At 71.1% G+C, this 14,795-nt stretch carries 13 protein-coding genes; 6 read left to right on the plus strand and 7 right to left on the minus strand.

Features of this window, described 5'->3' with window-relative positions; all coding sequences use genetic code 11:
- Positions 1-43 precede the first annotated feature (43 nt).
- Positions 44-1,780, minus strand: coding sequence for a DUF885 domain-containing protein (locus tag QL985_RS03315; protein WP_101888473.1), 1,737 nt, complete (start codon positions 1,778-1,780; stop codon positions 44-46).
- Positions 1,781-1,835: 55 nt separating this feature from the next.
- A complete protein-coding gene (locus QL985_RS03320; protein WP_101888472.1) occupies positions 1,836-2,942 on the minus strand; it encodes a MauE/DoxX family redox-associated membrane protein in 1,107 nt (368 codons plus the stop codon).
- 359 nt (positions 2,943-3,301) lie between these two features.
- On the opposite strand from QL985_RS03320, the gene QL985_RS03325 reads away from it, so the two are divergent.
- Positions 3,302-4,051 (plus strand): hypothetical protein, encoded by a 750-nt coding sequence (locus tag QL985_RS03325; RefSeq protein ID WP_101888471.1) that lies wholly within the window; start codon positions 3,302-3,304, stop codon positions 4,049-4,051.
- A gap of 109 nt (positions 4,052-4,160) precedes the next feature.
- Here QL985_RS03325 and QL985_RS03330 read toward each other — a convergent pair whose 3' ends face one another.
- From QL985_RS03330 to QL985_RS03340, 3 genes are all read right to left on the minus strand, one after another.
- A complete protein-coding gene (locus QL985_RS03330; protein ID WP_271074064.1) occupies positions 4,161-4,499 on the minus strand; it encodes an acyl-CoA carboxylase subunit epsilon in 339 nt (112 codons plus the stop codon).
- Positions 4,496-6,079: an acyl-CoA carboxylase subunit beta gene (locus QL985_RS03335; protein ID WP_047979345.1), complete on the minus strand. Its 1,584-nt coding sequence runs from the start codon at positions 6,077-6,079 to the stop codon at positions 4,496-4,498. Before QL985_RS03335 ends, QL985_RS03330 begins: the two co-directional genes overlap by 4 nt.
- A gap of 158 nt (positions 6,080-6,237) precedes the next feature.
- Positions 6,238-6,519, minus strand: a complete 282-nt coding sequence (locus QL985_RS03340; protein ID WP_101888469.1) for a YciI family protein — start codon at positions 6,517-6,519, stop codon at positions 6,238-6,240.
- Positions 6,520-6,649: 130 nt separating this feature from the next.
- On the opposite strand from QL985_RS03340, the gene QL985_RS03345 reads away from it, so the two are divergent.
- Genes QL985_RS03345 through QL985_RS03360 form a run of 4 tightly spaced genes read left to right on the plus strand, consistent with a single transcriptional unit; the run spans position 6,650 to position 10,218 of the window.
- The gene (locus QL985_RS03345; RefSeq protein WP_191872929.1) at positions 6,650-7,546 is read left to right on the plus strand and encodes a biotin--[acetyl-CoA-carboxylase] ligase; all 897 of its coding nucleotides are present in this window, start codon (positions 6,650-6,652) and stop codon (positions 7,544-7,546) included.
- On the plus strand, positions 7,543-8,151 hold the full coding sequence (locus QL985_RS03350) for a hypothetical protein (RefSeq protein ID WP_101888467.1): 609 nt from the start codon (positions 7,543-7,545) through the stop codon (positions 8,149-8,151). The genes QL985_RS03345 and QL985_RS03350 overlap by 4 nt, the downstream gene beginning before the upstream one ends.
- On the plus strand, positions 8,144-9,304 hold the full coding sequence (locus tag QL985_RS03355; RefSeq protein ID WP_070636291.1) for an adenylate/guanylate cyclase domain-containing protein: 1,161 nt from the start codon (positions 8,144-8,146) through the stop codon (positions 9,302-9,304). The genes QL985_RS03350 and QL985_RS03355 overlap by 8 nt, the downstream gene beginning before the upstream one ends.
- The gene (locus QL985_RS03360; RefSeq protein WP_070636292.1) at positions 9,301-10,218 is read left to right on the plus strand and encodes a protein phosphatase 2C domain-containing protein; all 918 of its coding nucleotides are present in this window, start codon (positions 9,301-9,303) and stop codon (positions 10,216-10,218) included. Before QL985_RS03355 ends, QL985_RS03360 begins: the two co-directional genes overlap by 4 nt.
- A 241-nt stretch (positions 10,219-10,459) precedes the next feature.
- Here the strand turns inward: QL985_RS03360 and QL985_RS03365 are convergent, their stop codons facing one another.
- On the minus strand, positions 10,460-12,574 hold the full coding sequence (locus tag QL985_RS03365) for an acyl-CoA dehydrogenase (RefSeq protein ID WP_121566637.1): 2,115 nt from the start codon (positions 12,572-12,574) through the stop codon (positions 10,460-10,462).
- The gene (locus QL985_RS03370) at positions 12,574-13,290 is read right to left on the minus strand and encodes a TetR/AcrR family transcriptional regulator (protein ID WP_223110469.1); all 717 of its coding nucleotides are present in this window, start codon (positions 13,288-13,290) and stop codon (positions 12,574-12,576) included. Before QL985_RS03370 ends, QL985_RS03365 begins: the two co-directional genes overlap by 1 nt.
- Positions 13,291-13,362: 72 nt before the next feature.
- Here QL985_RS03370 and QL985_RS03375 point away from each other — a divergent pair, with 72 nt between their 5' ends.
- On the plus strand, positions 13,363-14,760 hold the full coding sequence (locus QL985_RS03375) for an acetyl-CoA C-acetyltransferase (RefSeq protein ID WP_121566635.1): 1,398 nt from the start codon (positions 13,363-13,365) through the stop codon (positions 14,758-14,760).
- Positions 14,761-14,795 lie beyond the last annotated feature (35 nt).

Raw genomic sequence — 14,795 nt, forward strand, 5'->3', positions numbered from 1 at the left:
CGGATCCTGGGACAGCCCGGGGAAGCCCCCGGGAATCCGCTCCCTACAGCGCCAGGGCGTAGGTGAGTGTGTCCAAGCCCACGGAGCCCAGCCGCAGCGCGCGGCTGTGGAAGCGCTTGAGGTCGAAGTCCTCGCCCTCGCGCGCCATGGCCTGCTCGCGGGCGTCGAGCCACATCTGCAGCCCGATCCGGTAGGAGGGTGCCTGCCCGGGCCAGCCCATGTACCGCAGCCACTCGAAGCGCAGGGTGCCCTCCGCCATCGCCACGTTGTGGCGCAGGAACTTCCAGCCGTCCTCGGGGGTCCACACCTCCCCTGCGCGGGCGCCACCGAGCATCTCGCCGAGCGCCTCGGGGATCTCGAAGCCGCAGTGGAAGCCCACGTCGAAGATCACGCGCACGGTGCGCAGCCGCTGCGAGTCGAGCATGCCCATGCGGTCCCCGGGGTCGTCCAGGAAGCCGAGCTCGTCCATGAGCCGCTCCGCGTACAGGGCCCAGCCCTCGCCGTGGCCGGAGACCCAGATGCCCATGCGGCGCCACTCGTTGAGCTCGCCCGCATTGGCCAGGGCCGTGGCGCACTGCAGGTGGTGGCCCGGGATGCCCTCGTGGTACACGGTGGTGGTCTCCTCCCACGTGTTGTGCTGGGAGACCCCCTCCGGCACGGACCACCACATGCGCCCCGGGCGGGAGAAGTCCGCACTGGGCGGGGTGTAGTAGATGATGCCGTCGTGCGTGGGGGCGATGCAGCACTCCAGGGTGCTCATGGACTCGGTGATCTCGAAGTGCGTCCCGGCCATCTCCGCCAGCGCGGTGTCCGAGAGCTTCTGCATCCACGCCTGCAGCTCCTCGGGGGAGTGCAGCTGCCTGTCGGGGTCCGCGTTCAGTGCGGCCATGGCCTCCTGCACGGTGGCTCCGGGCTTGATCTGCTCGGCCACGGCGCGCTGCTCGGCGTCCAGCTCCAGCAGCTTCTGCACGGCCCAGTCGTAGACCTCGCGGGGATCACGACGCGCGCCCAGGAACGACGCGAGGTGCAGCCGGTAGTCCTCGATCCCGCACGCGTCGGACTCGCGTGCGACCGGGGCGAAGTCCTCGCGCAGGATCCGCGCGATGTCCCGGTAGGCGGCGCGGGCGGCGTCGGACGCGGTGCGCAACTCGTCCCGGAGGGACTCCGGGGCGGCGGGATCCGCCACGAGGGAGGCGAAGAAGCCGTCGTCGGACGCGTACTGCTCCGCCTGCTGGGAGGCCTCCACGATCTGCGGGGCCGACGGCGGCCGGTTCAGGGAGACGGCCTCGTCCAGTCCCGCGCGGTACTGCTCCAGGGCGGCGGGGATGCTGGTCATGCGCCCGGCGATGTGCTTCCAGTCCTGCTCGGTCTCCCGCGGCATGGCGTCCAGCACCTGGCGGATGCCCTGCACGGGGGACTCGATGTTGTTGACCACGGAGACGTCCAGGTTGGCTTCGTGGCGGTCGCGCTCCAGTTCCAGCTCGTTGCGCATGGCGTGCAGGGTCACCCGGTCCACGTCGTCCTCCGGGGTGACCTCCTCCAGGCTCGCGAGGGTGGACCGGACGAGCTCGGCACGGGCCGAACGGCCGGCGGGGCCGAAGTCCGGGTACTCGGTCTCGTGCCCGGGGAAGCCCAGGAAGGTGGCGTCGCTCGGATTCAGGGCGAGGCTCTCGTGGAAGTAGGTCTCGGCGAGCTGGTCCGCCGCCGTGGCCGTTCGCTGCGTGGAACCCAGGGGTGCGAGGGGTTCGTGGGACGGGGATGAGGTGTCGGTGTGAGTCACAGGATGTAACCCTAGTCACACTGGCGACACGGACAAGCACCGCCGCGCACGGCGGTCACCCGGCAAAGCGCTCGGCGAGCTCGTCCAGCAGTTCCAGCACGGCTCCGCTGCCCGCCACCGGTCCGCCCGCGAGCAGCCCGTCCGCGCCCAGCACCACGGCCCAGGGGTTGCCGGGCCGGTCGAAGACGATGGCGGCGGCCTGGTCGGCATCCACCAGCGCCGCGCCGCGCAGGGCCTCCGGAAGCTGCTCGCGCTCGTCCTCGTGCGCCACCACGGCGTGCAGCGCCACCGGGCCGGTGTGGCTCCCGAGCTCGGTGAGCCGCTCGATCACGGGGGCGCACCAGCCGCACGTGAGGCTCACCGTCACCAGTGCGCGAGCTCGAGTGGCGGACAGACCCCGCAGCGTCACCACCTGGCCGTCCGCGGTGGTGAGCCCCGCGTAGGGGATCGGCAGCCGCTCGTAGTCCTGCGGCTCGTCGTCCGCCGGCTGCGGCACCCCGGACTCGTGGGCCGGCCCCTCCGTCGCGACCGCGTCCGCGGCGGCCGTGCCGGGGCTCACGGGGGGCGACGCCGCGGCGTCGCCGTCCTCGCGCAGGGTGCGGGGCAGCGGTGGGACGCGGGCGACGTCGCTCGGGTCGCCGGCCCCGCCGCGTGCGGGCTGCTCGCTCCAGAGGATGAGCAGCACGAGGAGCACGGGGATGGCGAGGCCGGTCACGCCCCACCACGGCAGATGGAGCACGGGGCCGTGGAACACGACCGCGGACAGGACGAGTGCCAGGGCGGCCGTGAGGGTGAAGGCGGCGTTGCGCACCACGGTGCGGCGTGAGACCGGCGCACGGGAGAGCCCGCCGAAGCACCCGCACGAGGCAGGATCAGGTGCCCGAGTGCCCTGGAGGACCACCACGGTGAAGACGGTGAACAGTGCCGTGGCCGCAAAAGTGCTCAGCAGCAGGAACGGGCCGGAGCCGAGGAGGAGGCACGCGGCCAGCAGAATCTCCCCCCAGGGGAGGGCGCGCTGCAACCAGGGGGCGCGCAGGGCTCGGGGGAGCGGTGCGGTGGTGAGGATGGTGCGGCCGGTGCCCGGCACCGCGAGTTTCGCCGCGCCGCTGAGGAGCAGCACGGTCGCGAGCGAGACGAGGGCGGAGACGGCGATGACAGTCACCGGACCATTATCCCCACCGTGCTGGGTCGCGGCCCCGTGCGCTGGACAGGGGCTGAGGCGGGTGCGCGCCCGGACGGGGGGGTCGGGGTGAACACACAGATGACAGGAACGGGTGTCCATGTGGACGCATGTATTATCGGCATCGAGTTCGGAACTATCTGTTTCCTAACACAGGGGTCGGGGCGTTCGTCCGGGTCCGATACCCCTGACAGACCGCGGAGGATTCCACCATGAGCCCAAGGGCACACGTCATGGCATGGCACTGCACGTCCCCCACGACGCTGAGCGCGCAGGGCCGGGGCTCTCGTGCGCCCCGGGAGTCCCCCCACGCCACTCCTGTGCCCGCCGGAGCGGCGACAGTGTCCCGGCGCACTCTCGCGAAGGGCGCGGCCTGGTCCCTGCCCACCATTGCGCTGGGAGTGGCGGCGCCGGCGTACGCGGCATCCACGGACGTCTACGGACCCACCATCTGCAGCTTGTTCTATCCGGCGGGTGCGAGCACCAGCTACCAGGGACTCCAGGTGTACCTGGGGGTCTACTCCACGAGCACGGTGATCCCCAAGGGGACCGAGTTCGCGTGGACGGTGACCATGTCCGGTGGTTCCAACAATGAAGTTCCCACCCTCAACTACAGCCAGAACTCACGGTGGTCACTCGGTGTGAGCCCGGTGTCCGGGTCCCTTGCCCCTAGCTTCACTGTTCACCTGCGGGTGCTGCAGGATGGTGTGACGCAGTCGGAACTCAATTGCAATCCCGCACTGATCTGGAACGACACGTACACGATCTCCCCCGGTTCGAGAGTGTCCATCCAGGGCACCACCACCATTTCCGACCCGAGCCTGGGGCAGGCGAAGACGTCCTCACTCGAGTTCAACGTGGCCAAGCGATACCCCACGTCGGTGAACACGACTGGGCGTCGCCCGCACCGGTACCTCAGCAAATCGGGGCTCCAGACCTGCTACCCCGAGATCAAGTACGTCATGACCGCTGCCTCCAACGCATCGACCTGCGGCGACGACGGCAATGACACCTCCACGACCTATCCGGACGGCACGTGCGCGAAGCTGGCGGGCACGTCCGGTCAGCAGGTCCTTCCCGCGAAGTGCTGACCGCAGCACGGCACGGCAGACCGGGCAGAGGAGCAGACCGGCAACCCCTCGGCGCTGGTGTGCCCCGTCCCGCAGGCGCGCTGTCCCGCTGCTGCGTCGTCCGGAGCCGCTACCGCTCCGGCTGCGTCCACCGCCACGCCCCGCGGCCGGGCCGCAGGCGCAGGCCGAGCCGGAGTCTGCGGGACTGGTGGCGCGGCACACGGCGCGGGTGGGCCGGAGGTGCGTCCTGCGGCTCGGGCAGCGCGCCGAGGACGGCCACCAGGGCGGCCAGCTCCTCGGGACTCGGGTTGCCATGCGTCACGGTGAACAGCGGGTCCGCGTCAGTGGTGGCGTCCGGCAGCGTGGCCACTGCGGCGTGGCGGGCGTCCACGGGCGTGCGCGGTGCGGTGCCGGACGTGTCGGCCCCGGTGCGGCGGTCCCGGGACCGCGCTGACTCCGGCGTGCTCACAGCGGGATGTTCCCGTGCTTCTTGGCGGGCTGAGAGGCCCGCTTGTCCGCGAGCCCCCGCAGCGCCTTGATGATCTGCTCCCGGGTCTCGGAGGGGCAGATCACGGCGTCCACGTAGCCCAGCTCCGCGGCCTGGTAGGGGTTGAGGAGGTCCTCCTCGAACTGCTGGGCGAGCTCGGCGCGCAGTGCCTGGGCGTCCTCGCCGTTCTCCTCGGCGGCCTTGAGGTCCCGGCGGTACAGGATCTCCACCGCCCCCTGGGACCCCATCACGCCGATCTGGGCAGTGGGCCACGCCAGGTTGATGTCCGCGCCCAGCTTCTTGGAGCCCATCACGATGTACGCCCCGCCGTAGGCCTTGCGGGTGATCAGGGTGATCAGCGGAACGGTGGCCTCGGCGTACGCGTACAGCAGCTTGGCGCCTCGGCGGATGATGCCGTTGAACTCCTGGTCCGTGCCGGGAAGGAATCCGGGGACGTCCACGAACGTGAGGATCGGGATGTTGAAGGCGTCGCAGTGGCGCACGAAGCGCGCAGCCTTCTCGGACGCGGCGATGTCCAGGGTGCCGGCGAACTGCATGGGCTGGTTGGCCACGATCCCCACGGTGTGGCCCTCCACCCGGGCGTAGCCCACCATCACGTTGGGGGCGTAGAGCTCCTGGATCTGCAGGAACTGCCCGTCGTCCACGACCGTCTCGATCACGGTGCGCATGTCGTAGGGCTGGTTCGCGGAGTCCGGGATCAGCTCGTCCAGGGCGAGGTCCTCGTCCGTGACCTCGTCCACCTGGTCGTGGTCCAGCAGCGGAGAGTCCTGCAGGTTGTTCCCCGGCAGGTACTCCAGCAGCTCGTGCACGAAGTCGAAGGCGTCCTGCTCGTCCGAGGCCAGGTACGCGGCGGTGCCGGTGCGCTCGTTGTGGGAGCGGGCACCACCCAGGGTCTCCATGTCCACGGTCTCGCCGGTCACGGTCTTGATCACGTCCGGGCCGGTGATGAACATGTGGGAGGTCTTGTCCACCATCACCACGAAGTCGGTGAGGGCGGGGGAGTACGCGGCACCGCCGGCGCACGGCCCCATGATCAGGGAGATCTGCGGGATCACGCCAGAGGCCCGGACGTTCATGCGGAAGATGTCCGCGAACATTGCCAGGGAGGCCACACCCTCCTGGATGCGGGCGCCGCCGCCGTCGTTGATGCCGATCACGGGGCAGCCGTTGCGCAGGGCGAACTTCTGGACCTTGACGATCTTCTCGCCGTTGACCTGGGACAGCGAGCCGCCGAAGACCCCGAAGTCCTGCGAGTACACGGCCACCAGGCGCCCGTCCACGGTGCCGTAGCCGCTCACCACGCCGTCACCCAGCAGCTTCTTCTTCTCCATGCCGAACATGGTGCTGTGGTGCACGGCCAGGGCGTCGAACTCCACGAAGGAGTCCGGGTCCAGCAGCATCTCGATCCGCTCGCGTGCGGTGTTCTTGCCCCGGGAGTGCTGCTTCTCCACGGCGCCCTGTCCTGCCGGCGCGGCAGCCTCCTCGCGGCGCTGCCGGAAGTCGGCGATCTTGCCTGCTGTGGTGGACAGGTCGTGGCTCATGACACCTCGCGTGGTCGTGGTCGGGGCGGGGCGCGGCCCCTCGGAATCCACCCCAGTGTAGTTGTCGGCACCGGGCGCGCACTTGTAGGAGTTCCACAACTCCGGTGCCCCGTCACCGCACGCGGCGCCCGGGATCTCCCTCCGCTCGGGGCGTGCGTTCAGTCCGAGCCCACGGCTCCGATGGTCACGGACCACTTGCGGACCACGTGCTCCGTGACCGCACCGTGGACCACCAGGGGGTCCTCTCGGATGAGCTGCTCCACGTGCTCGGCGCTGTCCGCGCGCAGCACGATCAGTGCGCCGTCGTCCCCCAGGGGTCCGGAGGCCAGGTTGACGCCGCGCTCCTGCAGCTCACGCAGGAAGGCGCGGTGGGCGGGGCGGTGCTCGGCCAGGATCTCAGACGGGCCGCCGTAGGTGTAGGTCAGGGCGTAGACGCTCATGCTCGGGATCCTCCGGCTCGACGTGGGGGTCTGGGCTGACAGATCTCAGCATATGCCCGGGCCGTGCGGGTACACCTAAGCTGGAGGAGACCCCCGACGGCCACGCCGTCCCGTCCTGTGAGGAGCAGACATGCACGCCACGGAGCAGCAGCCCGCCGCGGACTACCACCAGTCCGACCTGGAGGACGCGCTGCGGTCCCACGGCTACCGGTCGGTGACCGTGGTGGACACCGTGGGCTCCACGAACACCTGGTTGTCGGAGCGGGTGGCGCCGCGCGCCGGGGACCAGGGGCGTGGGAACGGCCTCGAGGCCGTGGTCACCGGTTTCCAGAGCCAGGGCAGGGGGCGGCTGGGCCGTGGCTGGATCACGCCCCCGGGCACCGCGGTGACGTTCTCGGTGGCCTGCACCCCCGTGGACCGCTCGGGCCGTCCGTGGCCGCAGGAGCTGATCCCGTGGCTCACCCTGCTCATGGCGCACAGCATCACCGGGGCGGTGCGGGAGCTGACCGGGGTGCCCGCCGTGGTCAAGTGGCCCAACGACGTCCTGGTCCGCGACCGCAAGCTCTGCGGCATCCTCGCGACCATGGTTGCGCCGACTCCCGGTGCGGCACCCACCGTGGTGGTCGGTGCCGGCATCAACGTGAGCCAGCGCGAGCTCCCCGTCCCCACCGCCACGTCCCTCGCACTCGAGGTGCAGGACTCCGACGCCGTCCCCAGCCGCGCCGGGCTGCTCACCGCGGTGCTCGGCCGGTTCGCGGACACCCTGGACCGCGCGTCCCAGGACCCCGCGGGGCAGCTCGGCCGCGGGGGAGAGCTGCGGAGCGAGGTCGAGGCGCAGCTGGACACCCTCGGCCGTGAGGTCAGCCTGCAGCTGCCCGGCGCACGGGATCCGCTGACCGCGACTGCCACGGGCCTGGGAGACTCCGGTCAGCTCGTGGTGCGCGCCCGGGACGGGAGGGAGCACGAGTACTCCGCGGGCGACGTCGTGCACGTGCGCCCCGCGCACGGTGGGGGCGGCCCCGCATGAGCGGACGGCACGGCCTGGAGCTGGCACCGGGCGAGGAGACCGTGGTGGCCACGCGTCCGCACCCGCTGGCGCTCGCGGGCCCCGCGGTGACCGCCTGGCTCACGGTCCTGGTGTACTCGGCGCTGCGCCGGGTCCTGGACCTCACGTGGCGTCCCACGGACGCGCCGTGGACCGGACTGCACACGTTCGTGGGGTGGTTGCTGCTCGCGGCCGCGCTGCTGCTGGCGTGGCGCCGGGTGGCGGTGCCCGTGTGGCGGTGGTGGCGCACCCGCTTCGTCCTGACCACCGCACGCCTGGCGCTGCTGGGGCCCCCGGCGCGTGACGGCGCCGTGTCCCTGCCGCTCGACGCCCTGCAGTCCGTGCGTGTCACGCGCGGTGCCACCGAGGTGGGTGCCGCGCGCGAACACCTGGACCGCGGCACCGTGCTGGCGGATTTCGGGACCCTGGGTGGGCTCAAGCTCGCGGGTGCCCCGCAGCCCGCGCGTCTCACGCAGCTCGTGCGGGAGTCGGCGGCGCAGGTGGGCAACTACAGTGGGGGAGGCACCATCCCGGGGCCGGGACGCCCCGGCCCGCACACCGCCCAGCAAGGAGGACCGCGTGGCTGAAGACCCCTCGGAATCCCCGCAACCCGTGGTCACGGGCCCGCAGACCGAGCAGCTGAACCTGAACCTCCACAACCCCGTGCAGTCCAACCTCTACGGCTCGGAGGAGTCGCAGGCCGCGGTGCGCCACCTGGACTCCCTGCTGCTCGGCTCCCAGCGGAACCTGCGCCGCCGCGAGGCCGCCCACGAGGCGGACCTCTCCTCGGCCTCCGCGCGCAAGATCTGGCGGGCCCTGGGCTTCCCCAACCTCAGCGACGACGACGTCTACTTCACGAACGAGGACGTCCGCGCCCTCAAACTGGTGTCCAGCCTGGTCCAGGACGACAAGCTCAGCGAGGAGGCGGCGCTGTCCCTCGCGCGCTCGGTCGCGCAGCTCACGGACCGCATGGTCGTGTGGCAGGTCGAGGCCCTCGTGGAGGACATGGTGGCCCACCGTGACATGACGGACGCCCGGGCCCGCCGTGAGCTGCTCACCCTGCTCCCGGACCTGCTGCAGCCGCTCGAGCAGCTGCTCGACTACGCGTGGCGCCGCCAGCTCTCGGCGGCCGTCCAGCGCCTGGCCATGCGGGGGGAGCGCCCGGACGGCTCCACGGTCATCCTGCACGACGCCGCTCCGGACGTCGGCGCCTCGGCGCTGCCCCTCGCGCGGGGCGTGGGTTTCGCGGACCTGGTCTCCTACACCTCCCTCTCCCGGCAGATGAACGAGCGCACGCTCGCCAACCTGGTGCAGCGCTTCGAGAAGCGCTGCGCGGAGGTCATCTCGATCGGCGGCGGCCGCGTGATCAAGACCATCGGCGACGAGGTCATGTTCCTCTCGGAGACCCCCGAGGGCGGGGCCCAGATCTCGCTCGCGCTGGCACGGATCATCAAGGAGGATCCGCTGCTGCCCCAGGCGCGCGTGGCCTTCGTGTGGGGCCGTGTGCTGCCCCGGCTGGGGGACCTCTACGGCCCCACCGTGAACCTGGCCTCACGGCTCGTGGCGCTCACGGAACCGGGCGGCGTGGTGGTGGACGAGTCCACCGCCCGCGTGCTCCGGGGGGACGAGCGCTTCGTCCTCGAGCCGCAGCCCACCCGCAACGTCCGCGGCTTCGGGGACGTCCGCCCCGTGGCGCTTGCCCAGGGCTGCGGACCCCTACTGGAAGACGAGGTCGAATGACCGCTCCCCTGACCATCCGATCGGGCGGTGTGACCGACCGCGGACTGCGTCGAGAGACCAACGAGGACGCCCTGATCGTCACCGACACCATGTGCGCCGTGGCGGACGGCATGGGTGGGCACGAGGCCGGCGAGGTGGCCAGCGCCCTGTGCGTGTCCACCCTGGGTGCCTCGGAGCTGTTCACGCTGGAGGACTTCCGCGACTACCGGATCGTGGAACCTGCACCCGGCTCGGACGTGGCCCGGTTCCGGGCCACCATCGACCGGCAGCTCAAGCTGGACCCGGACATTCCGGCCGAGGCGCTCGACGCCGTGCACCGGGTGCGCTCGGTGCTGTGGGAGGCGGACCAGGCCATCCAGGCCCAGTGCGGCACGCGTGCCGGCACCACGGTCACCGGGGCGTGGCTCGTGCAGATCGCGGGCACGTGGCTGTGGATCGTGTTCAACGTGGGGGACTCCCGCACCTACCAGCTCACCGGACCGCGGGTGGGGGAGCCCGTCACGGAGGAGTCCGGGCCCGTGGGGGTCTCCCAGCTCACGGTGGACCACTCCGAGGTGCAGTACCTGGTGTCGATCGGCCAGCTCACTCCCGCCCAGGCCCTGGTGCACCCGCGCCGCAACGTGATCACCCGTGCGCTCGGCACGGGGCAGATCTGGGAGCCGGACGTCGTGGTGCTTCCCGCCGTGCCGGGTCAGCGGCTGCTCATGTGCTCGGACGGCCTCACGGGGGAGCTCTCCCCGGTGCACATCGCCCGGGTGCTGCACTCGGTGCAGCACCCCAAGGAGGCCGCGGACGTTCTCGTGCAGGCGGCGCTGCGCACGGGCGGGCGGGACAACGTGACCCTTGTGGTCGCTGACGTCCTCACCGCGGACGACCCCCGCGCGAACACCAGTTCCATCCCGCGCGTGCGCTGAGAGCACCTTTCGACCATCCACCCGCAGGCAGCGCCCCCTGCTCCGTTCCGCGCGTGCGCCGAGCCGACCTCTCGGCCGTCCACCCGCTCGCGGCACCCCGCTCCGCCCCGCACGCGGAAGCGGCCCCGCGGCGTCGTCGTGGTTCGACGACGCCGCGAGGCCGCTTCTCTGGCTGGCGCGAGGTGCGCTGTGCCCGGCGTGCGCCGCCCCGTGTCAGGGACGGCGCACGCCTGCGGGCCGCTCAGCCGTGGTTGCCGCGGGTCTGGGCACCCGGGTCCCTGGCGGGCTTGGGCTCCTTGACGGGGGCCTTGCCGCTCGCGCGCAGCCGGCGGTAGTAGTCCGCGGCCTCCTTCTGGCGCTCGGCCTCCACGGTGCCGCCGATCTCCGCGCGCAGCAGCTCCGGGGAGAGCCCGAAGGCGTCCACGAGCTCCAGGGAGTAGGGGCGCAGCCGCGCGATGAGGCGGTTGATGTAGGACTCCAGGGCGCGGCCACGGCGCATGGACAACCGGCCGTAGGAGAGGTACCAGGCAAGATCCCGCTCGATCAGGCTCAGCCCGAAGAGGTCGCGCAGCCACGTGAGCACGCGCTTGGTGTCCGGGTCCTCGATCTTCTCCAGACCGGCCGTGAACGCCTCCCACTGCAGCAGCTGGGCGTGCGAGCGGGCGGCTTCCAGCAGACGGTTCTGGTTGTTGTTGAACGCCTCGGCCTGCTCGGTGCGGGACTTGCGGGCCGCGGCGCGCAGCTCGTCTGCGATGTCCCCGATCATGGTCTGCACGCGGTCGGTGAGCAGCGCACGCTGGGCCGCGGGGTCGCGCAGCGCGTTGACGGACTTGCGGGAGTCGCCGGTGTCCGAGAACGCCTGGGTGAGCTTGCGCAACCCGGAACGGTTGAAGCCGGCCTCGGTGGCGCGGTCCGCGACGTAGCGGGCCATGACCCCCACGTCCGCGTTCTTGAACTCGGCGGAGTAGTCGTTGAGCAGCCGCTTGGCCACGAGCTGCAGCAGGATGGTGTTGTCACCCTCGAAGGTCACGTAGACGTCCAGGTCCGCGCGCAGCTCCACGAAGCGGTTCTTGGCGATGAACCCCGCGCCGCCGCACGCCTCGCGGCACTCCTGCAGGGTGTCCAGGGCGCTCCAGGTGGACATCGGCTTGAACGCCGCGGCCAGGGTCTCGAGCTCCTGGCGGTTGCCGTCGGACTCGTCCTCACCGGAGAAGACCTCGTGGAACTTGTCCAGCAGCTGCTGGTGGGCGAAGGTCATCGCGTAGGTCTCCGCGATGCGCGGGATCAGCCGGCGCTGGTGGCGCTGGTAGTCCAGCAGCGTCTGCTCCTCGATGTCCGAGTCCGTGGTGAACTGGCGGCGCTGCTCCGCGTAGCGCACGGCGATGCTCAGGGCGGCCTGGTTGGCGATCGTCGCCGCACCGTCCAGGGACACTCGGCCCTGGACCAGCGTGCCGATCATGGTGAAGAAGCGACGGCCCGGGGAGGGGATGGGGGAGGAGTAGACACCGTTCTCGTCCACGTCCCCGTACTTGTTCAGCAGGTTGGTGCGGGGCACGCGCACGTGGTCGAAGTGCAGGCGGCCGTTGTCGATGCCGTTGAGCCCGCCCTTGCGGCCGTCGTCCTCGCCGCCCACGCCGGGCAGGAACTCGCCGTTCTCGTCACGCAGCGGAACGTAGAGGCAGTGCACCCCGTGGTTGGTGCCGTTGACGATCAGCTGCGCGAAAACCGTGGCCGCGCGGCCGTGCACCGCCGCGTTGCCCAGGTAGTCCTTCCACGCCGCCTTGAAGGGGGTGTGGATCTCGAACTCGTCCGTCTCCGGGATGTACGTGGCGGTGGTGCCGATCGAGGCCACGTCCGAGCCGTGCCCGATCTCCGTCATGGCGAACGCGCCGGGCATGCTGAGGTCCAGGATGGACGGCAGCCACTTCTCGTGGTGCTCCTCCGTGCCCAGGTTCAGCACTGCGGAGCCGAACAGGCCCCACTGCACGCCGGACTTGATCTGCAGCGAGGGGTCCGCGAGGACCAGCTCCTCGAACGCGGAGAGGTTGGCGCCGGGGCTCATGGCCCCGCCCACGCTCTCGGGCATGCCCAGGTACTGGGGCCCGGCGTCAGCGAGCAGCTTGAGCTGCTCGTACGTGTGGTTGCGCTGGTCCTCCACGGACTGGTTGTACTGGGAGTGGAAGCGGGGATCCTCGGCGCGCTTGCGGGCGGCCAGGCGCGCCTCGGGCCAGCGGCCCAGGAGGATCTTGCCGAGCTCCGCGGTGTCGAGCGCCGAGGGGGCGGCAGCCCCGTCCTCGGGCAGGTCCTCGATGCGGTCGGTGTCGGGAATGGTTCCGCTGACCTGGGTGGTGCTCATCATGACTCCTGAGGGGTGTCGCGGACGGCGGGGCCGTCCTGGGTACGGGCTTGTCGGGAAGGCGTCGTCGCGGCGGAGACCGCCGCGGACGTGCTGGCCACGGGGCGCAGACCCTCCACGGCCCACGTGGTGATGATGCGACTCATGGTGTGGCGGTCGGGCGTTCCCGGGGCGTCCCCCTGCGCGAGCCAGGCCTCCCCGGCGCCGCGGACCATGCCCACGGTGGCCGCGGCCCAGCTGCGCAGGACGCCGTTCCCGGTCTCCGCCTCGCCGTAGTGGCGCTCGTACTGCTCCATGAGCAGGTCCCGCACCGAGTCGATGAACCGCTCGATGGTGGAGCCCTGCTCCTCCGGGGCGGTCACCACGAAGCGGTAGACCTCCGCGGAGCCCGCCACGGACTTGAGGTACTCGGAGACCAGCGCGTGGATCATGGCCGCGAACGTGTCGGCCTCACTCACGGCCGCCACCATGCGGCGTCGCATCCTGGTCACGAAGTACTCGCCCACGGCCGCCTGCACGCCGGACTTGTCCGTGAAGTAGCGGTAGAACACGGACTTGGACGTGCCGCACGCCGTGGCGATCTCCTCCATGGAGATGGCAGCACCGTTCGCGGCCACCGCGTCGCGGGCGGCCGTGATCAGCTCGGTGCGCCGCTTGGCGCGGTGACGCTGCCAACGGCTGTTCCTGCCGTCCACGGGGGTCGTGACCTGTTTCACGATACTGAGAGTATCAGCTACTCTGGGTATCAAGTGACCCACGTCGCACACACCCCCTCTCAAGGAGCAGACATGACCGAGAACACGCAGAGCACCCCGGCCAAGACCTCGACCGCCCAGGGCACCGGCGCCACGCCCGCGGCAGGGTCCGCCGCAAAGCACCCCGCGGGCACCTCCGGCACCCGCCCCGTGGTGGTCGCGGGCAACCGCATCCCCTTCTCCCGCGCGGGCGGCGCCTACGCCAACGCGTCCAACCAGGACATGCTGACCGCGGCGATCGACGGCCTGGTGGCCCGCACCGGGATTGCCGGTGAGCGCCTGGGTGCCGTGGCGGCCGGTGCCGTGATCAAGCACTCCCGCGACTTCAACCTGACCCGCGAGTCCGTGCTGGGCTCCGCCCTGGACCCGGCCACCCCGGCCTACGATGTCCAGATGGCGTGCGCCACGGGCATGGAGACCGTCAGCTCCATCTCCAACAAGATCCGCCTGGGCCAGATCGAGGCCGGCATCGCCGGCGGTGTTGACTCCTCCTCCGACGCTCCGATCGCCGTGAGCGAGGGCCTGCGCCGCGCACTGCTCAAGCTGCAGCGCGCCAAGACCACCATGCAGAAGCTCCAGGCGTTCAAGGACGTCCGCCCCGCGGACCTCGCGCCCGCCGTGCCCAGCTCCGGGGAGCCCCGCACGGGCCTGTCCATGGGTGAGCACCAGGCCCTGACCACCGAGCACTGGGGCATCACCCGTGAGGCCCAGGACGAGCTGGCCGTCGCCTCCCACCAGCACCTCGCCGCCGCGTACGACCGCGGGTTCTTCGACGACCTGGTCACCCCGTTCAAGGGTCTGACCAAGGACAACAACATGCGCCCGGACTCCACCGTGGAGAAGCTGGGCAACCTGAACCCGGTCTTCGGCAAGAAGCTCGCGGGGGAGGCCACCATGACGGCCGGCAACTCCACCCCGCTCACGGACGGCGCCTCCGCCGTGCTGATCACCTCTGAGCAGTGGGCCGCTGAGCACAGCCTCACCCCGCTCGCCGAGGTCGTGGACTCCGAGGCCGCCGCGGTGGACTTCGTCACCGGAAACGAGGGCCTGCTCATGGCCCCCGCCTACGCTGTCCCGCGCCTGCTCGCCCGCCACGGGCTGACCCTGCAGGACCTGGACCTGGTGGAGATCCACGAGGCGTTCGCCTCCACGGTGCTGTCCATCATGAAGGCCTGGGAGTCCCCCGAGTTCTGCAAGGAGCGCCTGGGCCTGGACGCCCCGCTGGGCTCGATCGACCGATCCAAGCTCAACGTCAACGGCTCCTCGCTGGCCACCGGCCACCCGTTCGCCGCCACCGGCGGGCGCATCGTGGCCTCCACCGCAAAGGAGCTCGCCGCCCGCGCCAAGGCCGAGGGCAAGCCCCAGACCGCGTTGATCTCCGTGTGCGCCGCGGGCGGCCAGGGCGTGGCCATGCTGCTGCGCTCGGTCTGAACACCCACCACGGCAATCGAGACACCACGAGATCA

This window comes from Kocuria sp. APC 4018 (genome assembly GCF_030407675.1).
Classification (GTDB): Bacteria; Actinomycetota; Actinomycetes; order Actinomycetales; family Micrococcaceae; genus Kocuria; species Kocuria rhizophila.